Source organism: Syntrophales bacterium, from assembly GCA_030018935.1.
Classification (GTDB): domain Bacteria; phylum Desulfobacterota; class Syntrophia; order Syntrophales; family CG2-30-49-12; genus CG2-30-49-12.
Genome location: JASEGZ010000014.1, coordinates 12,986 through 38,204 on the forward strand (window position 1 = coordinate 12,986; position 25,219 = coordinate 38,204).

34 protein-coding genes and 1 tRNA gene are annotated in these 25,219 nt (G+C 45.5%); all 35 read right to left on the reverse strand.

Annotated features, from left to right (window positions below; translation table 11 throughout):
• Nucleotides 1–11 precede the first annotated feature (11 nt).
• The 35 genes from secY to rpmG all read right to left on the reverse strand — a co-directional run bounded on the left by secY (nucleotide 12) and on the right by rpmG (nucleotide 25,139).
• On the reverse strand, nucleotides 12–1,319 hold the full coding sequence (secY, locus tag QMD03_04220) for a preprotein translocase subunit SecY (GenBank protein ID MDI6776438.1): 1,308 nt from the start codon (nucleotides 1,317–1,319) through the stop codon (nucleotides 12–14).
• A gap of 1 nt (nucleotide 1,320) precedes the next feature.
• Nucleotides 1,321–1,764: a 50S ribosomal protein L15 gene (gene rplO / locus QMD03_04225; protein ID MDI6776439.1), complete on the reverse strand. Its 444-nt coding sequence runs from the start codon at nucleotides 1,762–1,764 to the stop codon at nucleotides 1,321–1,323.
• Nucleotides 1,761–1,967 (reverse strand): 50S ribosomal protein L30, encoded by a 207-nt coding sequence (rpmD, locus tag QMD03_04230; protein MDI6776440.1) that lies wholly within the window; start codon nucleotides 1,965–1,967, stop codon nucleotides 1,761–1,763. Before rpmD ends, rplO begins: the two co-directional genes overlap by 4 nt.
• 24 nt (nucleotides 1,968–1,991) lie before the next feature.
• Nucleotides 1,992–2,486 carry a 30S ribosomal protein S5 gene (gene rpsE / locus QMD03_04235; GenBank protein ID MDI6776441.1) on the reverse strand — a complete coding sequence of 165 codons (495 nt, stop codon included), beginning with the start codon at nucleotides 2,484–2,486 and terminating at the stop codon, nucleotides 1,992–1,994.
• Nucleotides 2,487–2,591: 105 nt separating this feature from the next.
• Nucleotides 2,592–2,957, reverse strand: a complete 366-nt coding sequence (gene rplR, locus QMD03_04240; protein MDI6776442.1) for a 50S ribosomal protein L18 — start codon at nucleotides 2,955–2,957, stop codon at nucleotides 2,592–2,594.
• Nucleotides 2,958–3,063: 106 nt separating this feature from the next.
• Nucleotides 3,064–3,603 (reverse strand): 50S ribosomal protein L6, encoded by a 540-nt coding sequence (gene rplF, locus QMD03_04245; GenBank protein MDI6776443.1) that lies wholly within the window; start codon nucleotides 3,601–3,603, stop codon nucleotides 3,064–3,066.
• Between the two features lie 129 nt (nucleotides 3,604–3,732).
• Nucleotides 3,733–4,134, reverse strand: coding sequence for a 30S ribosomal protein S8 (rpsH, locus tag QMD03_04250; protein MDI6776444.1), 402 nt, complete (start codon nucleotides 4,132–4,134; stop codon nucleotides 3,733–3,735).
• Between the two features lie 32 nt (nucleotides 4,135–4,166).
• Nucleotides 4,167–4,352: a type Z 30S ribosomal protein S14 gene (locus QMD03_04255; GenBank protein MDI6776445.1), complete on the reverse strand. Its 186-nt coding sequence runs from the start codon at nucleotides 4,350–4,352 to the stop codon at nucleotides 4,167–4,169.
• 98 nt (nucleotides 4,353–4,450) lie between these two features.
• On the reverse strand, nucleotides 4,451–4,990 hold the full coding sequence (gene rplE, locus QMD03_04260; GenBank protein MDI6776446.1) for a 50S ribosomal protein L5: 540 nt from the start codon (nucleotides 4,988–4,990) through the stop codon (nucleotides 4,451–4,453).
• Between the two features lie 14 nt (nucleotides 4,991–5,004).
• Entirely contained in the window at nucleotides 5,005–5,325 is a 321-nt protein-coding gene (gene rplX, locus QMD03_04265; protein MDI6776447.1) for a 50S ribosomal protein L24, read from the reverse strand.
• 56 nt (nucleotides 5,326–5,381) lie between these two features.
• Entirely contained in the window at nucleotides 5,382–5,750 is a 369-nt protein-coding gene (gene rplN / locus QMD03_04270; GenBank protein MDI6776448.1) for a 50S ribosomal protein L14, read from the reverse strand.
• Nucleotides 5,751–5,788: 38 nt separating this feature from the next.
• On the reverse strand, nucleotides 5,789–6,046 hold the full coding sequence (rpsQ, locus tag QMD03_04275) for a 30S ribosomal protein S17 (GenBank protein MDI6776449.1): 258 nt from the start codon (nucleotides 6,044–6,046) through the stop codon (nucleotides 5,789–5,791).
• 2 nt (nucleotides 6,047–6,048) lie between these two features.
• Nucleotides 6,049–6,240 (reverse strand): 50S ribosomal protein L29, encoded by a 192-nt coding sequence (gene rpmC / locus QMD03_04280; GenBank protein MDI6776450.1) that lies wholly within the window; start codon nucleotides 6,238–6,240, stop codon nucleotides 6,049–6,051.
• Entirely contained in the window at nucleotides 6,221–6,652 is a 432-nt protein-coding gene (gene rplP, locus QMD03_04285; protein ID MDI6776451.1) for a 50S ribosomal protein L16, read from the reverse strand. The genes rpmC and rplP overlap by 20 nt, the downstream gene beginning before the upstream one ends.
• A 104-nt stretch (nucleotides 6,653–6,756) precedes the next feature.
• A complete protein-coding gene (rpsC, locus tag QMD03_04290) occupies nucleotides 6,757–7,395 on the reverse strand; it encodes a 30S ribosomal protein S3 (protein ID MDI6776452.1) in 639 nt (212 codons plus the stop codon).
• A 49-nt stretch (nucleotides 7,396–7,444) separates the two neighbouring features.
• Nucleotides 7,445–7,795 carry a 50S ribosomal protein L22 gene (gene rplV, locus QMD03_04295; GenBank protein ID MDI6776453.1) on the reverse strand — a complete coding sequence of 117 codons (351 nt, stop codon included), beginning with the start codon at nucleotides 7,793–7,795 and terminating at the stop codon, nucleotides 7,445–7,447.
• A 19-nt stretch (nucleotides 7,796–7,814) separates the two neighbouring features.
• Nucleotides 7,815–8,096, reverse strand: a complete 282-nt coding sequence (gene rpsS / locus QMD03_04300; GenBank protein ID MDI6776454.1) for a 30S ribosomal protein S19 — start codon at nucleotides 8,094–8,096, stop codon at nucleotides 7,815–7,817.
• A gap of 4 nt (nucleotides 8,097–8,100) precedes the next feature.
• Complete coding sequence (gene rplB / locus QMD03_04305; GenBank protein MDI6776455.1) at nucleotides 8,101–8,922, reverse strand: 50S ribosomal protein L2; 822 nt, start codon at nucleotides 8,920–8,922, stop codon at nucleotides 8,101–8,103.
• A gap of 90 nt (nucleotides 8,923–9,012) precedes the next feature.
• Nucleotides 9,013–9,300 (reverse strand): 50S ribosomal protein L23, encoded by a 288-nt coding sequence (gene rplW, locus QMD03_04310; protein MDI6776456.1) that lies wholly within the window; start codon nucleotides 9,298–9,300, stop codon nucleotides 9,013–9,015.
• Nucleotides 9,300–9,923, reverse strand: a complete 624-nt coding sequence (rplD, locus tag QMD03_04315) for a 50S ribosomal protein L4 (GenBank protein ID MDI6776457.1) — start codon at nucleotides 9,921–9,923, stop codon at nucleotides 9,300–9,302. The genes rplW and rplD overlap by 1 nt, the downstream gene beginning before the upstream one ends.
• 27 nt (nucleotides 9,924–9,950) lie before the next feature.
• Nucleotides 9,951–10,580 (reverse strand): 50S ribosomal protein L3, encoded by a 630-nt coding sequence (rplC, locus tag QMD03_04320; GenBank protein MDI6776458.1) that lies wholly within the window; start codon nucleotides 10,578–10,580, stop codon nucleotides 9,951–9,953.
• 35 nt (nucleotides 10,581–10,615) lie between these two features.
• Complete coding sequence (gene rpsJ, locus QMD03_04325) at nucleotides 10,616–10,924, reverse strand: 30S ribosomal protein S10 (protein ID MDI6776459.1); 309 nt, start codon at nucleotides 10,922–10,924, stop codon at nucleotides 10,616–10,618.
• Nucleotides 10,925–10,965: 41 nt separating this feature from the next.
• Nucleotides 10,966–12,159, reverse strand: coding sequence for an elongation factor Tu (gene tuf, locus QMD03_04330; protein MDI6776460.1), 1,194 nt, complete (start codon nucleotides 12,157–12,159; stop codon nucleotides 10,966–10,968).
• Between the two features lie 95 nt (nucleotides 12,160–12,254).
• A complete protein-coding gene (gene rpsG / locus QMD03_04335) occupies nucleotides 12,255–12,725 on the reverse strand; it encodes a 30S ribosomal protein S7 (protein MDI6776461.1) in 471 nt (156 codons plus the stop codon).
• A gap of 14 nt (nucleotides 12,726–12,739) precedes the next feature.
• On the reverse strand, nucleotides 12,740–13,111 hold the full coding sequence (gene rpsL, locus QMD03_04340; GenBank protein ID MDI6776462.1) for a 30S ribosomal protein S12: 372 nt from the start codon (nucleotides 13,109–13,111) through the stop codon (nucleotides 12,740–12,742).
• A 57-nt stretch (nucleotides 13,112–13,168) separates the two neighbouring features.
• Nucleotides 13,169–17,311, reverse strand: a complete 4,143-nt coding sequence (gene rpoC, locus QMD03_04345; GenBank protein ID MDI6776463.1) for a DNA-directed RNA polymerase subunit beta' — start codon at nucleotides 17,309–17,311, stop codon at nucleotides 13,169–13,171.
• A gap of 70 nt (nucleotides 17,312–17,381) precedes the next feature.
• Nucleotides 17,382–21,473, reverse strand: a complete 4,092-nt coding sequence (gene rpoB / locus QMD03_04350) for a DNA-directed RNA polymerase subunit beta (protein MDI6776464.1) — start codon at nucleotides 21,471–21,473, stop codon at nucleotides 17,382–17,384.
• Between the two features lie 84 nt (nucleotides 21,474–21,557).
• Complete coding sequence (gene rplL / locus QMD03_04355) at nucleotides 21,558–21,944, reverse strand: 50S ribosomal protein L7/L12 (protein MDI6776465.1); 387 nt, start codon at nucleotides 21,942–21,944, stop codon at nucleotides 21,558–21,560.
• Nucleotides 21,945–22,099: 155 nt separating this feature from the next.
• Nucleotides 22,100–22,624: a 50S ribosomal protein L10 gene (rplJ, locus tag QMD03_04360; protein MDI6776466.1), complete on the reverse strand. Its 525-nt coding sequence runs from the start codon at nucleotides 22,622–22,624 to the stop codon at nucleotides 22,100–22,102.
• A 51-nt stretch (nucleotides 22,625–22,675) separates the two neighbouring features.
• A complete protein-coding gene (gene rplA / locus QMD03_04365; GenBank protein ID MDI6776467.1) occupies nucleotides 22,676–23,371 on the reverse strand; it encodes a 50S ribosomal protein L1 in 696 nt (231 codons plus the stop codon).
• Nucleotides 23,372–23,391: 20 nt separating this feature from the next.
• Entirely contained in the window at nucleotides 23,392–23,817 is a 426-nt protein-coding gene (gene rplK / locus QMD03_04370) for a 50S ribosomal protein L11 (GenBank protein ID MDI6776468.1), read from the reverse strand.
• A 134-nt stretch (nucleotides 23,818–23,951) separates the two neighbouring features.
• Nucleotides 23,952–24,482, reverse strand: a complete 531-nt coding sequence (gene nusG / locus QMD03_04375; GenBank protein ID MDI6776469.1) for a transcription termination/antitermination protein NusG — start codon at nucleotides 24,480–24,482, stop codon at nucleotides 23,952–23,954.
• A gap of 8 nt (nucleotides 24,483–24,490) precedes the next feature.
• Complete coding sequence (gene secE, locus QMD03_04380) at nucleotides 24,491–24,694, reverse strand: preprotein translocase subunit SecE (protein ID MDI6776470.1); 204 nt, start codon at nucleotides 24,692–24,694, stop codon at nucleotides 24,491–24,493.
• Between the two features lie 168 nt (nucleotides 24,695–24,862).
• A tRNA-Trp gene (locus tag QMD03_04385) sits at nucleotides 24,863–24,939 on the reverse strand.
• A gap of 50 nt (nucleotides 24,940–24,989) precedes the next feature.
• Entirely contained in the window at nucleotides 24,990–25,139 is a 150-nt protein-coding gene (gene rpmG, locus QMD03_04390) for a 50S ribosomal protein L33 (protein ID MDI6776471.1), read from the reverse strand.
• Nucleotides 25,140–25,219: the final 80 nt, after the last annotated feature.

Consider the following 25,219-nt stretch of genomic DNA (forward strand, 5'->3'; position numbering starts at 1 on the left):
TAAGGTATCTGTCAGCGCCTTCTTGCGATACGTCCCTTCTTCATGAACCCCTCATATTGTCTTGTCAATAAATGAGTTTCTATTTGACCTGCCGTATCGAGGGCAACACCGACAACAATTAGCAGCGCCGTACCCCCGAAATAAAAGGGTGCATTAAAGTAACTGACCAGTATACTGGGCAGCACACAGACCGCCGAGACGTAAATTGCGCCACTAAAAGTCAGTTTAGTCAAAATATCGTCTATATACTCCGCCGTCTTTTTACCCGGCCTTATCCCCGGGACGTAACCCCCATACTTTTTAATATTATCAGCCACATCAGAAGGTTTGAAGGTAACTGCTGTATAGAAGTAACAGAAGAATATAATAAAGGCGACATAAAGTACCTCATACCCCCATTTTCCAGGGATCAGGATATCTGCCACCATCTTCATCCAGGGATGGGGAATGAAATTGGCAATCGTCGCGGGAAACATGATAATCGAGGAGGCAAATATGGGGGGGATAACCCCCGCCATATTTATCTTCAGGGGTAGATGCGTTGTCTGTCCACCATACATCTTTCTGCCCACAATCCGTTTTGCATATTGTATCGGTATTCTCCTTTGACCGCTCTCAACAAATACAATGACTCCTACAACAGCGACCATCATGATGAACAACAGGACAATGACGAAGATGCCCATTTCACCCGCAGACAAAAGGCGGAAGGTGTTGATGATTGCCACGGGGCCTCCGCATACAATTCCGGAAAAGATGATCAGGGAGATACCATTACCGATTCCCTTTTCTGTAATCCTCTCTCCAAGCCACATGATGAATGCCGTGCCGGCAGTCAGCGTGATCATAGTCATCAATCGAAAGTCCCAGCCGGGATTAATCACAATAGACGCACCGCTGGGACCGGCCATATTTTCCAGTCCAATGGCGATGCCAAAACCTTGAATGATGCTTAAAATTACCGTCCCGTATCGTGTGTACTGGGTTATCTTTCTTCTTCCCGCTTCACCCTCCTTAGAGAGCTTTTCTAAGTGGGGAACAGCGACAGTCATTAACTGGAGGATAATGGATGCACTGATATAGGGCATAATCCCGAGGGCAAAGACAGATAGATTGGAGAGGGCCCCTCCGGCAAACATATCAAAGAGTCCGAGAAGGGAACCCTTCGCCTGTTCAAAAAAGGCTGCTAATGCTGCCGTGTCGATTCCCGGCGTGGGGACATGCGCACCTATTCTGTAGACAAACAACAGAAGAAGCGTAAAGAGGATCCTCTTCTGAAGTTCCGGTATTTTTGAGATATTTTTAAATCCTTCAAGCAAATCAGGCAACCTCTATGATCTTGCCACCAGCAGCTTCAATTTTCTCTCTCGCAGAACGACTAATCATGTTTAGCTTCAGTGTCAGGGGGTAGACGATATTCCCTTTTCCCAGTACCTTGATGCCATCACCTCTTCTCTTCACCAACCCCCTACTTATGAGGGTCTCCTCATCGATGACAGAACCTTCAGGAAATCTCTTCAACTGTTCTATATTGAGAATAATGATGTCCCTGCGGAAGCGGTTACGAAATCCTCTTTTGGGTAATCTTCTCGATAGAGGCATCTGACCACCCTCAAAACCAGGCCTGACACCTCCGCCTGAACGGGCATTCTGCCCTTTTGATCCTCTGCATGATGTCCCACCGTGACCTGATCCATCCCCACGGCCAACTCTTTTTCTTTTCTTTCTCGAACCATCCGGTGGTTTCAAAGTACCCAGATTCATACTTCGGCCCCCTCCTCAAGTTCCTCCACCGATAGTAGGTGGATGACCTTTTTGACCATGCCGCGAATCTCAGGCGTATTATTCAGCAGGACAGTCCTGTTCAATCTTCCCAGTCCCATACCATGAAGGATCTTTCTTTGCTTTTCTGGCCTTCCGATATAACTTCTTATCTGTGTTATCTTTAGCTTCTTACCCACAAACATACTTCTCCTATGTAGTTATAAACCTTAAAGCTCAGCAATATCCTTTCCCCTTAGGGTGGAAATATCCGCTGGATACTTCAATTGACATAGTCCGTCAAGGGTTGCCTTGACCAGATTATGAGGGTTGTGCGAACCAAGACATTTCGTCAATATATTATGAACTCCCGCCACCTCAAGTACTGCCCTCACAGCGCCTCCCGCGATGAGACCTGTTCCCTCAAAGGCAGGCTTCAGGAGTACCCTCCCGGCACCATAATGGCCGATAACCTCATAGGGAATTGTCCTGTTTACAATAGCAACCTTAGTCATGTTTTTCCTGGCCTGCTCCATGCCTTTTCTGATTGCCTCTGGCACCTCATGGGCCTTGCCCAGACCGGTGCCTACCAATCCATTACCGTCACCGACAACAACCACGGCACTGAATCTGAACCTCCTTCCACCCTTGACCACTTTGGCCGTCCTATTAATCGCTATGACCCTGTCAAGGAATTCCGATTCTTTTACGTCTTTTTTATTCAACTATCATTTCCTTCATTTTCTGAATTTACGTCTTATGTCAATGCGTCCTACATCTTCGACTTTACGACTTATGACTTATGACTAAAATATTTTGCCTCTGGTCAGCTAAAATTTCAACCCCGATTCCCTGGCAGCCTCAGCAAGGGCCTTGATCCGCCCATGATAGAGATATCTTCCTCTATCAAAGACAACCTGTTCAACACCCATCATCTTCAATCGTTTTGACACCAATCTCCCTACTTCTTTAGCTGCATCAGCCTTTTTCAGACCATCAAGGGTGCCCCTTAATTCCTTACTGAGGGTTGAGGCATCAGCAAGAGCCTTTCCCAGATCATCGTCAATTGCCTGGACATAGATATGCTCAGCACTTCTGAACACCGAAAGACGTGGCCTCATTTCAGTACCGTGTATCTTTCCCCTTACCCTTAATTTACGTTTAACTCTGCTTTTTTCAACCTTCTTTAATGCCAATGTTTTTTACCTCAGCCACCAGTTTAAGTCATAAGTCATAAGTCAAAAGTCAAAAGACATAAGGACATAAGACTGATGACTGATGACTGACGACATTTTTCTAATCTCAGGCCCCCACAGATTTGCCAACCTTTCGCCTTACCTGTTCGCCTGCATACTTTATCCCTTTACCTTTATATGGTTCCGGTTTCTTTAGCGCTCTTATCTCAGCGGCAACTCTCCCCACCAGTTGCTTATCAATTCCCGAAACCGAGATACTCACCTGTTTGTCAACTTTAATGTTAACCCCCTCTGGAATCTGATATTTCACAGGATTAGAATAACCAACAGCCAATTTAAGAATGGTATCTTTTACCTCTGCCCTGTATCCGACTCCTGATATCTCCAAGTTCTTTTCAAAACCGGTACTGACACCCGCCACCATATTTCCTATAAGCGTTCTTACTAAACCGTGGTATGATCTTCCTGTTCTATCATCGGACAACCTTTTTACCACAATGGTTCCATTGTCGAGGGTTACCTCAACGTGCTGCGGCAGCTTCATTGACAGGGTTCCCTTGGGACCATCAACCTTGATGACCCCATCGCCCTGATGGACTCTTACACCTCCGGGAACTTGTATAGGTTTCCTACCAACTCTCGACATAAACAAATCTCCCCTGCCGCTTCCGTAACATGCCTTACCATTTAAGTCATAAGTCATAAGTCATAAGTCATAAGTCGTAAGTCAAAAGACATAAGGACATAAGACTGATGACTGATGACTGATGACTGACTACCATACGTGGCAGAGAACCTCGCCACCTATGTTTAACTCTCTGGCCTCTTTATCGGTCATGATCCCCCTGGAAGTGGAAATGACGGCAATTCCATACCCGTTCAATACCTTGGGAATCTTTTCACTCTTTACATAAACCCTTCTTCCTGGCTTACTGATCCTGCGAATCTCTGTAATGACGGTTTTCTTCGCATCCGGGTACTTGAGATATACCCTTAACACCTGGTGTCCTTGCTTATCTTTGTCAATGTTGTACCCATTGATGTAGCCTGACTTTTTCAAAACGCTGGCGATGCTCATATTAACCCGGGACAATAGTACATCAACACTCTTATGATGAATCCTATTGGCGTTTCTGATCCTCGTTAGCATATCTGCAATCTGATCGGTCATTTTTATACACTACTCCTTAAACACCCTAAACACCCTGATTACCAGCTCGATTTTATGACGCCAGGGATTTCCCCCTTGAGGGAAAGATTTCTCAGGCATATTCTACACATCTCGAATTTCCTGTAAAATGCCCTCGGTCTTCCACAGATGGGACAACGGTTATATGCCCTGACCGGAAATTTCATTTTCCTTTTAGCCTTTACAATTAAGGATTTTTTTGCCACACCTTTTCCTCCGTAGTCACTTGCCGCTTAACCCACCATCTTTGCATTACTGCTTCTCTATAAAAGCACCATCACGACTGATGGCAAATGTCTGTTCACTAACTTCTAAACGGCATACCCATGAGCCTGAGGAGTTCCCTTCCCTCATCATCCGTTTTAGCTGTTGTAGCTATCACAATATTCATCCCTCTTATCTTATCAACTTTGTTATAATCTATCTCTGGAAAGATAAGCTGCTCCTTCAATCCCATGGCGAAATTCCCTCTTCCATCAAACGACGTTGGCGGAATTCCCCTGAAATCTCTGACCTTTGGAAGAGCAACATTTACAAGTCTGTCAAAAAACTCGTACATCCTTTCCCTCCTCAAGGTAACCCGACATCCTATAGACATACCTTTACGAAGCTTAAACGTGGCAATTGACCGTCTCGCCTTTGTAATTACCGGTTTCTGACCAACAATCACGGAAAGTTCTTCCACAGCATTATCGAGGATCTTGATGTTCTGGATTGCTTCACCGAGACCCATATTGACGACAATCTTCTCCAGTCTGGGAACTTCCATCCGGGTTTTATAGTTAAATCCCTTAATTAATGCTGGAACGACTTCCCTCAGGTAATACTCTTTTAACCTTGCCACTTTTGTCCTACCCCTCAAGCATCCAGTATCTCATGACATTTTTTGCAGAAACGTACCTTGTTTCCATCATCTAATATCCTGTACCCCACTCTAACGGCTGTATCACACTTGTTACAGATGAGCATCACATTGGAAATATGTATCGGTCCCTCTTTCTCAACGATACCTCCTTTCCCCTTTGCAGTAGGTCTCTGATGCCGTTTGATGAAGTTTAACTTCTCCACAAATACCTTGTCCTTATTGCTGATAATCTTGATGATCTTGCCGGTTTTCTCTTTCTCCTTACCGCTGATTACCTTCACCGTATCACCTTTCTTCAATCGCCTTTCCCGCATCTCTTATTCCCCGGTCTCCAATTTTCCTATGTCAGTCTTCAGACAACCCCAGACCCCTATAACACCTCCGGTGCCAGAGAAATAATCTTCATAAATTGTTTTGCCCTCAATTCGCGGGCAACCGGTCCGAATATTCTTGTTCCTACAGGTTCCAGTTGATTCGTAATGAGGACAGCAGAATTATCGTCAAATTTCAGATATGAACCATCCGCTCTCCTTACCTCCTTCACAGTACGTACGACTACAGCCTTCATGACATCCCCTTTTTTGACCTTTGCATTGGGGATGGCTTCTTTGACGGATACGACAATGATATCACCCACGCTGGCATACCTTCTTTTCGAGCCACCGAGAACCTTAATGCAGGCAACCTTCTTTGCACCTGAATTATCGGCCACATTTAAAATAGTCTGCATCTGTATCATAAGAAAACACCACCTAAAGAAAGTAGTACCCGTAGGACCTACCCCGCCTTCTCTATAATTTTGCGTAGCCGCCATCGCTTTTCCCTGCTCAGTGGTCTCGATTCGACGATGAGGACTTTATCTCCCATGTTACAAATGTTTTTCTCATCATGGGCCTTATATTTAACATGTCTTTTGATGTATTTATGAAATACAGCGTGCTTGACCAATCTTTCTGCCCGAATAACGATGGTCTTATCCATTTTATTGCTTACAACGACTCCCATAATGGTTCTTTTATGACCCCGATCACCCATCTCTAATGATCCTCCTTTTGCCTCAGTACAGTCTTAATGCGGGCAATATCTTTTCTGATAAGGCCCATCACAGAAGGGGTGTCCAATTGCCCGGAGGTATGGCGGATCCGGAGCTTGAAAAGCTCTTCCAACAGATCCCTATTTTTTTGTTTTAACTCATCAATACTTAGTTCTCTAATTTCCTTGATTTTCACTATATCTATCCCTTGAAAGAAAGTTAGTAGATATCGGAAGCTTGTGCGCTGCCAACCTAAATGCTTCTATGGCGGCCTCTTTTGTAACTCCCTCCATTTCATAGAGAACAATACCCGGTTTTACAACGGCTACCCACTCTTCAGGTGATCCTTTCCCTTTTCCCATACGGGTTTCGGCTGGTTTCCTGGTAATTGACTTATGGGGGAATATCCTGATCCAGACTTTCCCTCCCCGTTTCACGTGACGCGTCATGGCAATACGTGCGGCCTCAATCTGCCTTGCCGTGATCCATCCACATTCGGTGGCCTGCAAGCCATATTCCCCAAAGGCCAGATGGCAACCCCTGGTGGGCTTGCCACCCATACGACCCCTCTGCAACTTCCTGTATTTGACCCTTTTCGGCATTAACATAATTCGGCGACCTTCCCTCTAATGCGTATGTCATAAGTCGTAAGTCGTAAAACGTATGACATAAGACTTATGACGTACGACTGATGTTTTATTTAGCTTTCAGCCTACGCGTCTTTCATGGGTAGCACCTCTCCATGAAATATATGTACCTTCACACCGATAATGCCATAAGTGGTATGAGCCTCAGCGAAACCGTAATCAATAGCTGCCCGCAGTGTGTGAAGGGGAACCCTTCCTTCTCGATACCACTCTGACCTCGACATCTCTGCTCCCCCAAGTCTTCCAGAACATGTCACTCTGATACCTTTGGCACCAAATTTGAGCGCAGAGTTTACATATTTTTTCATCGCCCTCCTGAAGGCAACACGCCGCTCCAGCTGAAGGGCAATACTCTCAGCAACGAGTTGTGCGTCTATTTCAGGCTTCCGCACCTCAAGAATGTTTATAATAATCTCTCTTCCGGCAACCCCCTCAAGTTCCTTCTTCAGCTTCTCTATCTCTGAACCTTTCTTACCTATAATAATTCCGGGACGTCCTGCATAAATATTAACCTTGGCTTTATCGGCAGCCCTTTCTATCTCTATCCTTGAGATACCCGCATGATAAAGTTTCTTTTTGAGGTATTTTCTAACCTTGATATCCTCATGAAGCAGCTTACTGTAATTTTTTTCTGCGAACCATAGTGAATGCCATGTCTTGATACCACCCAACCTAAACCCAATCGGGTTAACCTTTTGCCCCAACCTTTCACCTCCTCATCTGTTGCGCTTTCAACAAGATCCTCTGATTTTGTTACTTTTTACGAGGCAACCACTCTTCATCCAGGATAATTGTTATATGAGATGTCCTTTTTTTTATCGAAGCCGCTCTTCCCTGGGCCCTTGCCCTCCATCGCTTCAGGGAAGGACCCTGATCCACAAAAATCTTCTTCACATAGAGGATATTCTTGTCTATATTGGGATTCTGCCCGACATTAGCTGTGGCTGACTTTAAGACTTTACTGACCGCTTTGGCAGCACGCTTTTTTGTAAAGGCTAGTATCTTCTGGGCTTCTTCAACCCTCCTTCCCCTGATCAAATCTACTACCAACCGTGCCTTTTGTGGTGATGTTCGCACATATCTGGCAACTGCTTTTGCTTCCATATCCCCTTCTAAACGCTATTTATTTACGCAGTTTCGACTTTCGATCACCTGCATGACTGTAAAATGTCCTTGTTGGCGCAAATTCACCGAGTTTGTGCCCTACCATGTTCTCCGTAACAAAAACGGGAATAAAATTCTTTCCATTGTGCACGGCGAAGGTGTGTCCTATCAATTCAGGGGTAATTGTGGAACGACGGGACCAAGTCTTTATCACATTTTTGCTTCCCGTAGAGTCGGCTTTCCTGACTTTTTCAAGAAGCTTTTCCTCAATATATGCACCTTTTTTAATCGAACGTGCCACCTTCTTAACCTCTTCTCTTCACTATATATCTATCAGTGCTCTTGTTTGCTCTCGTTTTGTGGCCTTTCGTCGGGACCCCCCACGGGGTACATGGATGTCTCCCCCCGGATGATTTACCTTCTCCTCCCCCCATGGGATGATCTACGGGATTCATGGCTACACCACGAACCTTAGGCCGTCTTCCCAGCCATCTCGACCTGCCAGCCTTGCCAATGCTAACATTCTCCTGCTCAATATTTCCCACCTGTCCGATGGAGGCCTTACATGCAAGGAAAAATTTTCTCACTTCCCCTGAGGGGAGTCTGACCTGGGCATATCGTCCTTCCTTGGCCATAAGCTGTCCATAGACTCCTGCACTTCTGATCATCTGACCACCCCGACCCGGCTTAAGTTCCAGATTATGAATAAGGGAACCGAGAGGTATATTTTTCAGTGGGATGGCGTTTCCCGGTTTAATATCCGCTTTTTCACTACTTACCACAGTATCTCCCGCATCCAGTTTTGCAGGAGCCAGAATATATCGTTTTTCTCCATCCAGATAATGTAACAGGGCAATCCTTGAAGTTCTATTGGGATCGTACTCGACCGAAGCTACTCTGGCAGGGATATCTATCTTGTCACGTTTGAAATCAATAAGCCTGTATTTTTTCTTGTGACCTCCGCCAATATGTCTGCTGGTAATTCTTCCATAGCAATTTCGTCCCCCCTTCTTTTTCAGGGGACGTAGCAGACTTTTCTCTGGTGTTGTTGAAGTGATTTCCTTGAAGTCTGAACATGTCTGAAATCTTCTGCCGGGTGAGGTGGGTTTATATTTTTTTATCGCCATCTACCTTAATCCTTTAATTAGGGGTCAGGGATTAGGGATTAAGGGTCAAGGATTAAATTTGCCCTTGAATCCTCAATCCTTTATCCTTAACTACACTCCTGCAAAAATCTCGATGCTGTTGCCGGGGGCAAGGGTAACAATCGCCTTTTTCCAGTCACGCTTCTTACCCAAAATTCTTCCCATCCTCTTTTTCTTACCCACCACATTCATGACACGCACATCCACGACTTTGACCTTAAAGAGCTTCTCCACTGTCTCGCCGATCTCGATTTTATTCGCACGGCGGTCAACTTCAAAAATATACTTATTACCTTCATCTTTTGCGATGGTACTCTTTTCAGTAATTATATATCTTTTTATAATGTTATACATTTCCATTATGACAACAACGCCCCTTCAATCATTTTGACAGCGGGCTCTAAAAGAACGACATGACCATGATTCAGTAGGTCGTAGACATTTAGTCCTTCTGATCTTATCATACTAATATCTTTGAGGTTTCTCGATGCTTTCTCGAGGTTCGGATATGACTTATCCAGAACAAACAAGGCTTTTTTTAATCCAAATCGATCAATGACCTCCTTGAATCTCTTTGTCTTGATTTCGTCCATCGGGAAATCCCTGAGAATCAACATCCGCTCTTCTTTGACCTTCATACTCAGGGCGGAGATCAGGGCCTTCTTTTTTACCTTTTTGGGTACTCTGTATGCATAATCCCTCGGTTTGGGGCCAAAGGTGATTCCCCCACCTCTCCAGAGAGGAGACCTTCTTGTACCGGCCCTTGCCCTGCCCGTTCCTTTCTGACGCCATGGCTTCCTTCCCCCACCTCTGACATCGCTTCTTTCCTTAGTCGAGGCGGTTCCTCTTCTCCACGATGCCATCTGCATTCTTACCACTTCATAAAGAACTGCTTCGTTCAACTCCGCGCCAAAGACGGTATCACTCAGTTCGATCTCGGCTACCTTATTCTTTTCCACATCATATATTCCCACCACTGGCATCCTGATAACTCCAAAAACAAATATGACTTATGACTTAATTTTTATCGATCGCTTGATTAAAACAAAACTATTCTTGCTACCCGGAACCGATCCCTTGACCAAAATCAGATCCCTGTCGGGTCTTACACCGTAAACCATTAAGTTCTGGACAGTTTTCCTCACGTTTCCCATGTGCCCCGGTAGCTTTTTCCCTTTAAACACCCGGGAAGGGTATGCACTTGCACCAATGGATCCAGGGGCTCGATGGAACATGGAGCCATGGGTTGCCCTGCCCCCCCTAAAACCATGACGTTTTATAACGCCGGCAAAGCCCTTACCTTCGGTAGTTCCTACAACATCCACATAGTCACCAACAGTAAAAACGTCTGTTTTTAGTTCCTGACCCACCTCATAATCATCGGTATCTGTCCTGAATTCCCGGAGGATCCGAAAGAAACCCTTATCCGCCTTTTTGCAGTGTCCCTGGAGGGCTTTGGTCACATGTTTCTGCTTTGTGTGGCCGTAACCTAACTGCACAGCATCGTAGCCATCATTTTCTCTGGTTTTCTTCTGGATCACCACAGATGGTTTTACCTCGATAACAGTTACTGGAACTGCGGCGCCGTCTTCTGAGAAAATCTGTGTCATGCCTAATTTTCTACCGATAAGTCCTACCATAACCACAATGCCTACTTAATAATAGTTTTTCGCACTTACGTCTTTATTTCAACATCAACACCAGCAGAGAGATCCAGTTTCATAAGTGCGTCTACCGTTGATTGTGTCGGTTCAATAATGTCAATCAGTCTTTTATGTGTCCTGATTTCGAACTGCTCCCTCGATTTTTTGTCTACATGTGGTGATCTATTGACACAGAATTTATTGATTTCTGTCGGAAGGGGAATGGGACCGGCAACACGGGCACCAGTCCTTTTTGCCGTTTCCACAATTTCTTCCACCGAACGATCCAGTAGTTTATGATCGTAAGCCTTAAGGCGAATTCTAATCTTTTGCTCTTTCATCGCTGGCGTTCTCGGTATTATCCACTCTTTGGCCCTATGACCTATTCAATGATCTTACTTACAACACCGGCCCCGACGGTCCTACCACCTTCACGGATAGCAAACCTGAGCTGTTCTTCCATGGCAATAGGGGTAATCAGGTGTATCTCAAGATTAACATTATCTCCGGGCATAACCATTTCCACGCCTTCAGGCAACGTGCAGACACCGGTGACGTCTGTCGTCCGGAAATAAAACTGGGGACGATAACCGCTAAAGAAAGGTGTATGTCTCCCACCTTCTTCTTTGGTCAAGACGTAAACAGCCGCCTGAAATTTTGTATGGGGGGTTATTGAACCTGGCTTTGCGACAACCTGGCCTCTTTCCACTTCCTCACGCTTGGTTCCCCTGAGGAGCAGACCGACATCATCACCGGCCCTTCCTTCATCGAGGGTCTTGCGAAACATCTCTACGCCGGTACAAACTGTCTTAAAGGTGGGCCTGATACCTATAATTTCAATTTCATCTCCCGTTCTGATGATACCTCGGTCTATCCTGCCCGTCACCACAGTTCCCCGGCCAGATATAGAAAATACATCACCAACAGGCATGAGAAATGGTTTATCCAGATCACGGATGGGTTCCGGAATATGGTTATCTACGGCATCCATTAGTTCCCATATAGACTTTGCCTCGGGAGATTTGGGGTCATCAGCCTCTAAGGCCTTCAGAGCTGACCCCCTGATAATGGGGATTTCATCACCCGGGAACTCATACTCTGTCAACAGCTCCCTCACTTCTAACTCAACAAGATCGAGGAGTTCAGGGTCATCAACCAGGTCAACCTTGTTCAAATAGACTACAATAGAGGGAACCTGCACCTGCTTTGCGAGGAGGATGTGTTCTCTTGTTTGAGGCATGGGACCATCCGACGCAGCCACCACCAAGATTGTCCCATCCATGTGAGCTGCTCCTGAAATCATGTTCTTGATATAGTCTGCATGACCTGGACAGTCAACATGGGCATAGTGCCGCTTGGCTGTTTCATACTCGACATGCGAAATATTGATGGTAAGGCCTCTTTCTTTCTCTTCAGGCGCATTGTCAATGGAATCGAAGGGCCTGTATTCGGCCAAACCCTTTTTAGCCAGATGTTTTGTAATAGCTGAAGTCAATGTGGTTTTTCCATGATCAACATGTCCGATGGTCCCGATATTTAAATGCGGCTTTGTCCTCTCAAATTTTTTCTTCGCCATCTCACTTACCTCCTTAAACTTTAAATAGTTCTTTCGTTTACTATTTTGGGTTCTTCCCCAATCACTCGAATCCTTGACTCCTTGAATCCTTTTAACTAAAACCTGTAATGGGCAAAGGCCTTATTCGCTTCTGCCATTCTGTGGACACTTTCTTTCTTTTTGATAGCACCACCCCTGTTATTAGCCGCATCGATCAGTTCCGCAGCCAGCTTCTCTTTCATGGTTTTCTCGGCGCGTTCCTTTGCATGAATGATTAACCAGCGAATTGCCAGTGCAATCCTCCGTGACGGCATAACCTCCGTTGGTACCTGATAAGTGGCGCCACCTACCCGCCTTGATTTGACCTCGATGACAGGTTTGCTGTTATTTAGGGCCTTTTCAAAAACTTCAATAGGCTGCTCTTTTGTCTTTTTCTCAATGAGACCAAAAGCCCCGTACATGATAGATTCAGCAGTGCTTTTCTTTCCTTTTTTCAAGAGATTACTGATAAACTTTGCGACAAGCTTATTATTAAACTTGGGGTCTGGTAATACTTCTCTCCTGGCAATTACTCTTCTTCTCGGCATGATACTAGTTCCGTTTAACTCGGTTTTTTAGCTCCATATTTTGATCTTCCCTGTTTTCTGTCTTGAACACCCATGGCATCCAGTGTACCCCTGATGACGTGATACCTGACGCCAGGTAGATCCTTTACCCTGCCCCCCCTGACGAGGACAACGGAATGCTCCTGAAGATTGTGGCCCACACCCGGTATGTACGAAGTCACCTCGTAACCACTGGTAAGACGAACCCTGGCTACCTTTCTCAAGGCAGAGTTTGGTTTTTTGGGTGTTGAGGTATATACCCTTACACAAACCCCCCTTCTCTGTGGAGAACCGCTAAGTGCTGGTGTTGCAGCTTTTTTTTGTATCTTAGCTCTCCCTTTACGTATCAACTGATTTATTGTAGGCATCATCCCCCCTGAAAGATGTGCTATCTATTCACTTCACGTGGAAAATCGTAATAACTATCAATTAACAGCCTGCATGTCAAGTTTTTTCTCCACTATTTCCTGATCTTCAAGCTCGGAGGGGTAGGTCTCTTCACCTTCAGTCTCGATGCCAAGTTTTCTGTACATGATAAGACCTGTCCCCGCAGGAATCAACCTTCCCATAATGACGTTTTCCTTAAGTCCTCTAAGATAGTCTATCTTTCCACCAAGACTTGCCTCGGTAAGGACGCGCGTAGTTTCCTGAAAGGATGCGGCAGAAATAAAACTCTGGGTAGATAGAGATGCCTTGGTAATACCGAGGAGTATTGGCTCCCCTGTGGCTGGTTTTCCACCCCTCGCTATCACCCTTTCATTTTCTTCCTGGAACCTGTACTTTTCCACTTGCTCATCGGCAATAAAAGATGTATCCCCAAAATTTACCACCTTTACTCTCCGCAACATCTGGCGGACAATCACCTCTATATGTTTGTCATTGATCTTGACTCCCTGGAGCCTGTATACCTCCTGAACCTCATCAACTAAATACCGGGCCAGCTCTTTTTCCCCCTTGATCATCAAAAGATCATGGGGGTTGTGAGCCCCATCCATCAGGGCCTCGCCCGCTAAGACCCTGTCCCCTTCCTGGACAGATACATGCTTCCCTTTGGGAATCAGATATTCCTTTTCCTCTCCTACATCAGGGGTAATAACCACCGTTCTTTTTCCCTTGGATTCCTTACCAAAAGAGACGATACCATCAATCTCGCTGATGACGGCAAATTCTTTTGGTTTTCGCGCCTCAAAGAGTTCTGCCACCCTGGGAAGACCTCCGGTAATATCCTTTGTTTTAGTCGTCTCTCGCGGAATTTTGGCAATGATATCACCCGCCCTGACCGTATCGCCTTCTGAAACAACAATATTGGCTCCTACTGACAGAAGATGCCTCGCCACAGTATTTGTTCCAGGTACCTTTGCCGTCCTTCCCTTTTTATCTTTAATGGAAACCCGGGGGCGAAGATCCTCACCCTTGAATTCAATAACCACTTTTCGGGAGAGACCGGTCACCTCATCGACCTGTTCCTGCATAGTTTTCCCTTCAATGATATCCCCATATTTTACAATACCATCAACCTCGGCAAGAATCGGTATGGAAAAGGGGTCCCACTCTGCAATCAGGTCGCCCCTCTTGACAACGCTACCGTCGTTGATTTTCAAATGTGCTCCATAGGGAACTGGGTATTTCCCGCGGCTTCTCTGCTGTTCATCCAGAACGTGTACCTCTCCATTTCGATTCATGACCACAAGGTCTTCCCCTCTACCTTTAACAGTATTTATATTGATAAACTTTATCGTGCCATCGTGTCTCGCTTCAAGGGTAGAGTGCTCTTCAAATTTTGCCGTACCGCCTATGTGAAACGTTCTCATCGTAAGCTGGGTCCCCGGTTCACCAATGGATTGAGCGGCAATAATACCAACAGCTTCACCAATATTTACAAGGTGCCCGTGGGCCAGATCTCTGCCGTAGCACATAGCACAGACGCCATGCTTTGATTTGCAGGAGAGAACGGACCTGATATTAACCCTTTCGATACCGGCACGGTCAATCTTTTCTACGAGAGACTCGTCAATTTCCTGATTCGCTCTTACCAAGATCTCGCCGGTAAAGGGATCCCTGATTTCTTCCAGGGCAACCCTTCCAAGGACACGTTCACCTGCTGTTTCAATAATTTCCCCCCCCTCCATAAGGGCAGACACATAAATACCACCAATGGCGCCACAATCCTCCTCGGTAATGACACAATCCTGGGCTACATCAACAAGTCTCCGCGTGAGGTATCCTGAATTAGCTGTCTTCAGGGCTGTGTCGGCGAGACCCTTCCTGGCGCCGTGGGTGGAAATAAAATACTGGAGAACCGTCAGCCCCTCCCTGAAGTTTGCCGTAATGGGAGTTTCTATAATTTCTCCCGATGGTTTGGCCATTAATCCTCTCATTCCTGCAAGCTGCCTGATCTGAACGGCGCTTCCCCTCGCACCGGAATCGGCCATCATATAAATGGGATTGGAACTCTCCCTTTTTTTCTTTGTCCCATCAGGCGCCTCGATTTCTTCCGTTCCAATACCGCTGAGCATCTCAGAAGCAATCTTTTCTGTTGCCTGGGCCCAGATATCAATAACCTTGTTATACCGTTCTCCATCAGTGATAAGACCGTCCATATACTGCTTTTGTATTTTCAGGACATCCCTGTTGGCCTTAGCTACAATGTCCTTTTTATTGGCAGGAACAACCATATTATGAATAGCAATTGATATACCACTACTCGTAGCATACTTAAATCCAAGATCCTTTAACTTATCTGCCAGCAAAACCGTTGTCTTATCGCCACACAGCCGGTAACAATAATCGATGAGATTAGCCAGTTCTTTCTTATTCATCACCTTGTTGACCACATCAAAGGGAATCGCTTCGGGGATAATTTCATAAAGGACAACCCTCCCCACGGTGGTATCTTTTAATTCCCCTCCGATGCGAACCTTGATCTTTGTATGGAGATCTACTACCTCCGCATCGAGAGCGCTGCGAACCTCTCCCGGATCAGAAAAGATCATACCTTCCCCTTTGCCACTGGAGCCAGCTCTTGTCAAATAGTAAATCCCGAGGACAATATCCTGACTGGGATTGATAATCGGCTTCCCGTTTGCCGGGGAAAGGATGTTATTTGTTGACATCATCAGGATTCTGGCTTCTGCCTGTGCCTCAATGGATAACGGCACATGCACGGCCATCTGGTCACCATCAAAATCAGCATTGAATGCCGTACATACCAACGGATGAAGCTGGATGGCTTTTCCTTCGATAAGAACGGGCTCAAAGGCCTGGAACCCCAGTCTGTGTAAGGTTGGTGCCCTGTTGAGCAGAATGGGATACTCACGAACAACCTCATCTAAGGCATCCCACACTTCGGCAGTTTCCCTCTCCACTATTTTTTTGGCGCTTTTCACGGTGGTAACATAACCTTTTTCCTGGAGCCGGTTATAGACAAAGGGTTTAAAAAGCTCTAAGGCCATCTTTTTGGGAAGACCGCACTGATGTAATCTCAAATCAGGCCCCACGGTGATGACTGATCGTCCGGAGTAATCCACCCTCTTACCGAGAAGGTTTTGTCTGAATCTCCCCTGTTTTCCCTTTAACATATCCGACAGGGACCGCAGTGGTCTCTTATTGGAACCGGTAATGGCCCGACCGCGCCTGCCATTATCAAAGAGGACATCTACCGCTTCCTGGAGCATCCGCTTCTCATTTCTTATTATTATTTCAGGTGCATTCAATTCCTGCAAACGCTTTAGACGGTTATTCCGGTTGATGACGCGCCTGTAGAGATCGTTAAGGTCTGATGTGGCAAAGCGACCGCCGTCCAGGGGTACCAGGGGTCGTAAATCGGGTGGAATAACCGGCAGAACGGTGAGAACCATCCATTCAGGTTTGCCACCGGATTTTTTCAGTGCTTCGACCACCTTCAATCTTTTAATAAGTTTTTTCTTTTTAGCATCAGAATTGACTATTTTTACCTCTGTTCGCAGCTCCTCATCCAGCTTCTCTAAGTTAATTTCTGCGAGAAGTTTTCTAATAGTCTCGGCCCCAATTCCAACCTCAAAGGCATCTTCACCGTATTTTTCTTTCAACTCGTTATACTCTTCCTCGGAGATGATATCCTTTTTCTTCAAAGGTGTATTCTTCGGGTTAAGCACGATCCAGGATTCAAAATAAAGTACCTTTTCCAGTTCTTTGAGGGTTAAATCGAGTACATTGCCAATGCGGCTGGGAAGGCTCTTGAGAAACCAAATGTGAGCCACGGGAGACGCCAGATTGATATGACCCATTCTTTCTCTGCGAACCTTCGATGGTATGACCGCAACACCGCATTTCTCACAGATTATACCTCTATGTTTCATCCGTTTATAACGACCACAGAAACACTCGTAGTCCTTTACGGGACCAAATATTTTTGCGCAGAAAAGGCCGTCCCTTTCCGGCTTAAAGGTCCGGTAATTGATCGACTCAGGCTTTTTGACCTCTCCATTGGACCATGAGAGAATTTTTTCCGGTGAGGCAATGGATATCTTAATGGCATTAAACCTGATAGGATCTTTTGGTTTTTCAAAATAACTGAAAACATCTTCCATCGTCTATATCCTCCTCTTACCGATTTACTCTTCCTCTATTAAAACTTACGACTTACGACTTATGACTAATCTACTCTTCCTCGATTAGTTCTACATCAAGAGAGAGGCTCTGTAATTCCTTGACCAGTACATTAAAGGATTCCGGCAGTCCCGGTTCCAGGGTATGCTCACCTTTTACAATGGCTTCATATACCCTCGTTCTGCCTGCCACATCATCAGACTTAACAGTGAGGAACTCTTGCAGTGAATAAGCGGCCCCATATGCTTCCAGGGCCCAGACCTCCATCTCACCAAGTCTCTGACCACCAAACTGTGCTTTTCCACCGAGAGGTTGCTGTGTCACCAGAGAGTATGGACCTATGGATCTGGCATGAATCTTATTGTCAACAAGATGATGAAGTTTTAACATGTAAATCATACCCACGGTGATCTCCTGATCAAACGGCTCACCCGTCCTTCCATCAAATAGAATGGTCTGCCCAGTCTCGGGAAGATCGGCAATTTTAAGCATTTGTCGGATTTGCATTTCATCGGGACCATCGAAAACCGGTGTTGCTACCGGGACTCCCCTTTTTAGCCGACCAAGAAATCGTTTAGTTTCCTCTTCGGTGGCCCCATCGACAAAACGATCAAATTCAGGAGAAGAATAGATTTCTTTTATTTCCCTCTTCAAATGATCAATACTGTAACGTTTCTCCAGTATAGTATTGATCTTTTCTCCCAGCCTTTTTGCCGCCCACCCGAGGTGTGTTTCCAGGATCTGTCCTACATTCATCCGTGACGGAACACCGAGAGGGTTTAAAATAATATCCACTGGCGTGCCATCTTTAAAATACGGCATATCTTCCTCGGGAAGTATTCTCGACAATACCCCTTTGTTGCCATGACGGCCTGCCATTTTATCACCCACGGAAAGTTTCCTCTTGATGGCGATATAAACCTTGACCAGCTTGATCACCCCTGGTGGGAGTTCATCGCCGGCTTTTAGTTTCTCGATCTTCTCTGCAAAAAAAGCCTCGACAAACTCTATCTTCCGCTCGAGATTTGCAAATAAAGAGCTGATCTTTTTTTCTGTGGCCTCTTCATTCTCAAGCAATATATCTTTCCACAGGCTAAATGGGATTTTCCCCAGGAGTTCGTCGGTAATGGTTTCTCCCTTTTTCAATAATATCTTTTTCTTTTTGGAGTCAACCAGCTTTGACGCGGATATCTTCCCGATCAGCATAGCGAAGATCTTGCTTCTCACATTTTTGGAGATAATCTTTATTTCATCATCTCTGTTTTTGGCAAGTTGTGAAATGGCCTCATCTTCAATCGTCTGCAACCGTTGATCCCTTTCCGTTCCTTTCCGGGTAAAGACCTTGGCATCTATCACGGTGCCTTCAACACCAGGGGGGACCCGGAGGGAAGTATCACGGACATCGCTTGCCTTTTCACCAAAGATGGCCCGCAGGAGTTTTTCCTCCGGGGATAACTGGGTCTCACCCTTGGGGGTAATCTTTCCCACCAGAATCTCGCCAGGTTTTACCGCTACGCCCATGCGGACTATCCCGCTGTCATCGAGATTTTTTAGGGCTTCCTCTCCCACATTGGGAATATCTCGGGTAATCTCCTCTTTACCAAGTTTTGTATCCCGGGCCATGACCTCAAATTCTTCAATATGGATAGAGGTATAGATGTCATCTTTTATAATCCTCTCACTGACCAGTATGGAATCTTCATAATTGTACCCCCCCCATGACATAAAGGCAACCGTCACGTTTCTTCCCAAGGCCAGTTCCCCCATATCTGTGGCAGGTCCATCGGCAATGATTGCATTCTTATTAACCCATTCTCCAACATTCACGATCGGTTTTTGGTTGAAACAGGTGTCCTGATTTGAACGCTGATACTTCGCCAGATTATAGATATCAACACCTGTATCTAACTTGTCGTTTTCGGCGCTGTCACAACTTATCACGATCCTTCCCGCATCAACACTCACCACAACCCCGGAGCGCTTTGCCACGACAACGGCACCTGAATCCCTGGCAACGACAGATTCCATACCCGTACCCACAAGGGGGGCCTCAGGTTTAATAAGGGGAACCGCCTGTCTCTGCATGTTGGAACCCATAAGAGCACGATTGGCGTCATCATGTTCCAGGAAGGGAATCAGGGCAGCCGCAACGCTGACAAGCTGATTGGGCGACACATCCATCATATTTATCTCTTCCGGTACCACAGAAAGGAAGTCATCCCCTTTCCTTGCAGAAATAAGATTTCCGATAAATTTTCCGTTTGCATCGATGGGTGTGTCAGCCTGAGCAATGATCAGATTTTCCTCTTCAATAGCCGTAAGATACCGGATATCATCAAGCACCCTTCCATTTTCCACTATTCTGTAAGGAGTTTCTATAAAGCCAAACCCATTCACCCTCGCATAGGTGGAGAGAGAAACAATCAGACCGATATTAGGACCTTCCGGTGTTTCCACGGGACAGATACGACCGTAATGAGTAGGATGAACGTCTCGTACTTCAAATCCTGCCCTCTCGCGGGTGAGGCCGCCGGGACCAAGCGCTGACAGCCTCCGTTTATGGGTAATTTCAGAAAGTGGATTTGTCTGATCCATAAACTGGGAAAGTTGACTGCTTCCAAAAAACTCACTCACCACCGCAGAAACCGGTTTGGCATTGATGAGATCATGAGGCATCATAGTTTCAATATCCTGAAGACTCATCTTCTCCTTAATGGCCCGCTCCATTCTCACCAAACCTATACGATACTGGTTTTCAATGAGCTCTCCAACAGACCTGACCCGTCTGTTACCCAGGTGGTCAATATCATCTATACTGCAATCACCCACCCCGTTTTTGAGATCGATCAAATACTTGACCCCCGCCAGGATGTCCTCGTTTCGTAAAACTGTCACATCTGTAGGTACATCGAGGCGAAGTTTGTAATTCATCTTCGCTCTCCCCACATCAGAGAGATTGTAAGTCTCGTTTTCAAAAAAGAGGCCGTGAAAGAATTTTTGCGCTGTTTCCAGCATAGGAGGATTGCCCGGCCGAAGCCTTCTGTATATCTCTATAATAGCATCTTCTTTGGTTTCAATCCGCTCGGCAAGCAGAGTCTCTCTGATAGAGGCGTTACTTCTGTCTTCATCAAGGTGAATAAAACGAAACTCGTGGATACCCTTTTCACGAATAAGTTCCAAACCTTCCAGTCTCAACTCCTCATTGCATCTCAATAGTATCTCACCGGTTTTCGGATCGCCAACATCTGCGGAGAGAATTTTTCCTATCATATCAAGGTCGTCAAGGGGTATCCGATCGATATTCAGTTCGGTCATTCTCCTTAAGGTTTTTGTGGTGATCTTTCTCCCCTTCTTGACAAGCAATTCACCGGTTGCTGGAGCGATGATGTCGGCCGGTGCCTTTTCGCCAATGAGAAAATCATCAACCGCCATATAGAGTTGGCCATCCTCCAGAAATACCCTTTCAATCTGATAAAAGTAATTCAGTAAGAATTCCGTTGAATTCCCCATGGCTTTCAACAGTATCGTGACCGGCATCTTTCTTCGCCTGTCTATCCTGACATAAAGGATATCCTTGGAATCAAACTCAAGATCAAGCCAGGAACCCCTAATCGGTATAATTCTTGCTGAATAGATGAGTTTTCCACTGGCGAGTGTTTTCCCTTTATCGTGATCGAAGAAGATCCCGGGAGATCTGTGAAGCTGGCTAACGATGACACGCTCCGTACCGTTTATGATGAACGAGCCATTATCCGTCATCAGAGGGATCTCACCAAAGTAAATCTCCTGCTCCTTAATATCCCGGACCGACTTCTGATCCGAGACTCGATCGGTATCAAATACAATAAGCCGCACCACAATTTTCATGGGGGCAGCATAGGCCATCCCCTTCTGGATGCATTCCTTCACATCATATCGGGCATTCCCGATCCTGTAACTGACAAATTCAAGGGAACATTTTCCACTAAAATCAGAAATGGGAAAGACACTTTTAAATGCACCCTGAAGACCAAAGTTACCCCTCTTGTCCGGATCCACATCTTTCTGGAGAAATTTCTCGTAGGACTTGACCTGGATATCGATAAGATCGGGGACATCCATGGTTTTCTTGATACGGCCGAAATTTTTTCTAAACTTATCCATACCATCCCTTCCGTGGTAAATTAATATTTTGCTGATCAGTGTTTTTCAGCTATCAGCTATCAGCTATCAGCTATCAGCTATCAGCTACTTAATTTCCACGGTTCCTCCGACCTCTTCTATCTTTTTCTTGATATCGGCTGCCTCTTCTTTCGAAATACCCTCCTTGATGGGCTTTGGCACACCATCCACCAGATCCTTGGCTTCTTTGAGTCCTAAACCTGTTATCGCCCTGACGACTTTGATTACCTGAATCTTCTGGTCGCCAAATCCTGTCAGGATGGCATCAAATTCTGTTTTCTCTTCAACCTGTGCCACCTGTTCAGGTCCTGCAGCAGACCCTGATACGGCTATCGGTATAGCTGCAGACACACCAAATTTTGCTTCCAGTTCCTTGACAAGCTCCGAAAGCTCAAGAACCGTCATCTCTTCAATAAATTTTACGACATCCTCTTTTGTGATCTGCCTTGCCATTTCTCTCATCCTTTCCTAAATGTTTGTAAGCGTTCAGCTATCAGCTGTCAGCTTTCAGTAAAAACAAAGGCTTACCCCCTTAGATGCTTACTATCTGTAAGCGGTCAGCAATTAGCGTTCTGTTTCTTCCTGACCGCTGACCGCTTATGAATGTTTTAGTTTACCAATTCTTTTTTTGCTCGATAAGCATCGAGAACGCCAACCAGGTTTCTCGGAACACCGCTTAACACGCTAACCAGTGCCCTCTGAACTCCTACCAGAACAGACAAGAGTTTCCCCAGGAGGACCTCTCGTCCCGGCAATTCGGCCAGCATAGTAATCTGTTCTTTACTTAAAAACTTTCCCTCCATCATACCTGCCTTAATTTCAAGCTCAGCATTTTTTTTGGCAAAGTCAACCAACACCTTGGTTAGTTCAACAACGTTGCTATAACCTAAGGTAATGGTTAAAGGACCTTTGAAATATCCCTCCAACTCATGAAGATTCGTATTCCTTGAGGCAATTCTCAGCAGTGTATTTTTAACCACCTGTAACTCGGCGTTGGTTTTACGCAGGGCACTTCTCAGAACAGTCATTTTCTCAACATTCAGGCCCCTATAATTGGCCAGAATTGCTATCTTGAAATCCTTAATCTTTTCCTGAAGCTCCGCAACAATCTGTTCTTTGACATTTCGCTTCAATCTCTTAGCCTCCCTTTTTTAGCATTTACGACTTACGACTTATGACTTATACTAAACGTTTTTTATCCCCAGAGGATCAACCTTAATACCGGGCCCCATAGTAGTGGAAATGGACATGCCCTTAAGATAGTTCCCCTTACTTGATGCCGGTTTCAACTTAATAATCGCCTCCACAAGGGCAACGATATTTTCCCGTAGCTTATCCGCTCCAAAGGAAACCTTCCCTACAGGACAGTGCACAATTCCTGCCTTTTCCACCCGGAACTCGATCTTGCCAGCCTTGAGTTCTTTGACAACCTTTTCTACATCGAAGGTAACCGTACCAACCTTTGGATTTGGCATCAAACCCCTGGGACCTAATATCTTACCTAATTTCCCCACGCTACCCATCATATCCGGGGTGGCGACCGCCCTGTCAAATTCAAGCCATCCACCCCTGATCTTTTCAATAAGGTCGTCAGAACCAACCACATCGGCCCCCGCCTCAAGGGCCTCCTTTTCCTTATCCCCCTTAGCAAAAACCAGCACTCTGACCGATTTACCCAGACCGTTGGGCAAAACCACACTACCCCTGACCATCTGGTCGGCATGCTGGGGGTTTACACCCAGCCGGATTGCCGTCTCAACGGTTTCATCAAATTTTGCCCTCGCCGTACTGACGACCAACTCCACCGCCTCCTTTAGGGAATAACGTTTCCCCCGTTCAATCTTTTCCTCCGCTTTTAAAAAAGTCTTGCCTCTACGCATGATAAGACCTCAAACTAAAATTATTCCACTATTTCAATTCCCATGGATTTTGCCGTTCCCTCCACGATTTTTATAGCGCCCTCTATATCAACAGCATTCAGGTCGTTGTACTTCAACTCAGCAATTTCCTTGATCTGTTTCTTCGTTACCGTTCCCACCTTCTCTCTTTTAGGATCGCCGGAACCTTTGGCGATTTTGGCTGCCTGCTTGAGGAGCACTGAAGCCGGTGACGTCCTGATAACAAAGGTAAATGATCGGTCAGCGTACACGGTTATAACAACGGGGATAACTGTTCCTTCCTGCTTTTGTGTCATGGCATTGTATGCTTTACAGAACTCCATGATGTTGACCCCATGTTGGCCCAAGGCCGGGCCGATAGGTGGCGACGGAGTTGCTTTACCTGCGCTGATCTGAAGTTTTATGTTTGCAATAACCTTTTTTGCCATGATGATCTCCTTCTCTGCACGCGGTCAAAGGCTTTAATTTTTAAAAGCCCGGAGGCGGTGTTAGAGCTCAACAAGTAAATATTGTGGCTTAAACTCGAAATCTATTGGCCTCAAGTCCCTTTTACCTGCTTTTCTCAACTCTGAACAACCTGTATAAAATCCAACTCCACTGGTGTTGGTCTCGCAAAAATACTGACAATAACCCTTAACTTCCCTTTTTCAGCCTTAACCTCGTCGATGACTCCATCAAAGTTTATAAATGGGCCGTCTATTATCCTCACGTGGTCGCCAACTTCAAACTTGAATTTAGGTTTGGGTTTTAAGGTGCCTTCCTCGATTCTGGTCTTAAGTATCTCCACGTCTTTGTCTGGTATCGGAGATGGTTTATCCTTACTCCCGATGAAACCGGTTACTTTGGGGGTATTCTTGACGATATGCCATGTATCGTCATTCATTTCCATCTTGACGAGGATATAGCCGGGAAAGAACTTTCTCTTGGATGTCTTCTTTTCGCCAGAAACCAGTTCTACGATATCTTCCTCCGGTATCAGAATATCCGAAAAGTACGCCTGCATACCCGCTGCTTCTATCCTTTCCTGCAGAGAGAGCTTAACTCTATTTTCAAACCCGGAATATGTGTGTACGACGTACCACTTGAAAGCCATGTATTTATTTAACCCAGAACCCTTTTGATTATTTTGGTCAGGCCAAAATCAACAATACCGAGAAATATGGAAACGATAATTACAACAACGATTACCACCAACGTGGAGGCAAGGGTTTGTTTTGGAGTCGGCCATGACACCTTTTTCAGTTCAACTTTTGCATCCTTTAAGAACTGTTTTATCTTTTCTCCGATTAATCTTACTTTATCCATCGAACAACCTAATATAAAGCATTCAGCCGTCAGCGATCAGTAATCAGTAAAACAAGTCAAGACAAAAATATACGTATGAAAACTCATCATGGAATTTGTGAACTTCCCCCAGTATCTTTCTGCTTTCGCTGAAAACTGAAGGCTGATAGCTGAATGCTTACAAATAAATGGCAGGCCAGGAGGGACTTGAACCCCCAACATCCGGATTTGGAGTCCGGCGCTCTATCCATTAGAGCTACTGGCCTTTTTCCACGCAACAATGCAAGCGTTCTCAAAGTAAGCGCTTACCATGAAACTATTTTGTTTCCCTGTGAATTTTATGGGTCCGACAGAATTTACAATATTTTTTTAGTTCAAGACGATTCTGCATAGTCCGTTTGTTTTTCGTTGTCGTGTAATTTCTTTGCTTACATTCTGTACAAGCTAAGGTAATGATATTTCTCATGATTAACCAACTTTTGCCAAACTAAAGCCCACGACCAGGATTGAACTGGTGACCTCATCCTTACCAAGGATGTGCTCTAC

What these genes read in the sequence shown, in the direction of transcription:
- rplO (MDI6776439.1), bottom strand. Translation starts at nt 1,764, where the DNA reads ATGAATCTGGGTACTTTGAAACCACCGGATGGTTCGAGAAAGAAAAGA.
- rpmD (MDI6776440.1), bottom strand. Translation starts at nt 1,967, where the DNA reads ATGTTTGTGGGTAAGAAGCTAAAGATAACACAGATAAGAAGTTATATC.
- rplF (MDI6776443.1), bottom strand. Translation starts at nt 3,603, where the DNA reads ATGTCGAGAGTTGGTAGGAAACCTATACAAGTTCCCGGAGGTGTAAGA.
- rplX (MDI6776447.1), bottom strand. Translation starts at nt 5,325, where the DNA reads ATGCGGGAAAGGCGATTGAAGAAAGGTGATACGGTGAAGGTAATCAGC.
- rplN (MDI6776448.1), bottom strand. Translation starts at nt 5,750, where the DNA reads ATGATACAGATGCAGACTATTTTAAATGTGGCCGATAATTCAGGTGCA.
- rpsQ (MDI6776449.1), bottom strand. Translation starts at nt 6,046, where the DNA reads ATGGGTGATCGGGGTCATAAAAGAACCATTATGGGAGTCGTTGTAAGC.
- rplP (MDI6776451.1), bottom strand. Translation starts at nt 6,652, where the DNA reads ATGTTAATGCCGAAAAGGGTCAAATACAGGAAGTTGCAGAGGGGTCGT.
- rplV (MDI6776453.1), bottom strand. Translation starts at nt 7,795, where the DNA reads ATGGAAGCAAAAGCAGTTGCCAGATATGTGCGAACATCACCACAAAAG.
- rplB (MDI6776455.1), bottom strand. Translation starts at nt 8,922, where the DNA reads ATGGCGATAAAAAAATATAAACCCACCTCACCCGGCAGAAGATTTCAG.
- rplW (MDI6776456.1), bottom strand. Translation starts at nt 9,300, where the DNA reads ATGGAAATGTATAACATTATAAAAAGATATATAATTACTGAAAAGAGT.
- rplD (MDI6776457.1), bottom strand. Translation starts at nt 9,923, where the DNA reads ATGCCAGTGGTGGGAATATATGATGTGGAAAAGAATAAGGTAGCCGAG.
- rplC (MDI6776458.1), bottom strand. Translation starts at nt 10,580, where the DNA reads ATGGTAGGACTTATCGGTAGAAAATTAGGCATGACACAGATTTTCTCA.
- rpsJ (MDI6776459.1), bottom strand. Translation starts at nt 10,924, where the DNA reads ATGAAAGAGCAAAAGATTAGAATTCGCCTTAAGGCTTACGATCATAAA.
- tuf (MDI6776460.1), bottom strand. Translation starts at nt 12,159, where the DNA reads ATGGCGAAGAAAAAATTTGAGAGGACAAAGCCGCATTTAAATATCGGG.
- rpsG (MDI6776461.1), bottom strand. Translation starts at nt 12,725, where the DNA reads ATGCCGAGAAGAAGAGTAATTGCCAGGAGAGAAGTATTACCAGACCCC.
- rpsL (MDI6776462.1), bottom strand. Translation starts at nt 13,111, where the DNA reads ATGCCTACAATAAATCAGTTGATACGTAAAGGGAGAGCTAAGATACAA.
- rpoC (MDI6776463.1), bottom strand. Translation starts at nt 17,311, where the DNA reads ATGGAAGATGTTTTCAGTTATTTTGAAAAACCAAAAGATCCTATCAGG.
- rpoB (MDI6776464.1), bottom strand. Translation starts at nt 21,473, where the DNA reads ATGGATAAGTTTAGAAAAAATTTCGGCCGTATCAAGAAAACCATGGAT.
- rplL (MDI6776465.1), bottom strand. Translation starts at nt 21,944, where the DNA reads ATGGCAAGGCAGATCACAAAAGAGGATGTCGTAAAATTTATTGAAGAG.
- rplA (MDI6776467.1), bottom strand. Translation starts at nt 23,371, where the DNA reads ATGCGTAGAGGCAAGACTTTTTTAAAAGCGGAGGAAAAGATTGAACGG.
- rplK (MDI6776468.1), bottom strand. Translation starts at nt 23,817, where the DNA reads ATGGCAAAAAAGGTTATTGCAAACATAAAACTTCAGATCAGCGCAGGT.
- nusG (MDI6776469.1), bottom strand. Translation starts at nt 24,482, where the DNA reads ATGGCTTTCAAGTGGTACGTCGTACACACATATTCCGGGTTTGAAAAT.
- secE (MDI6776470.1), bottom strand. Translation starts at nt 24,694, where the DNA reads ATGGATAAAGTAAGATTAATCGGAGAAAAGATAAAACAGTTCTTAAAG.
- rpmG (MDI6776471.1), bottom strand. Translation starts at nt 25,139, where the DNA reads ATGAGAAATATCATTACCTTAGCTTGTACAGAATGTAAGCAAAGAAAT.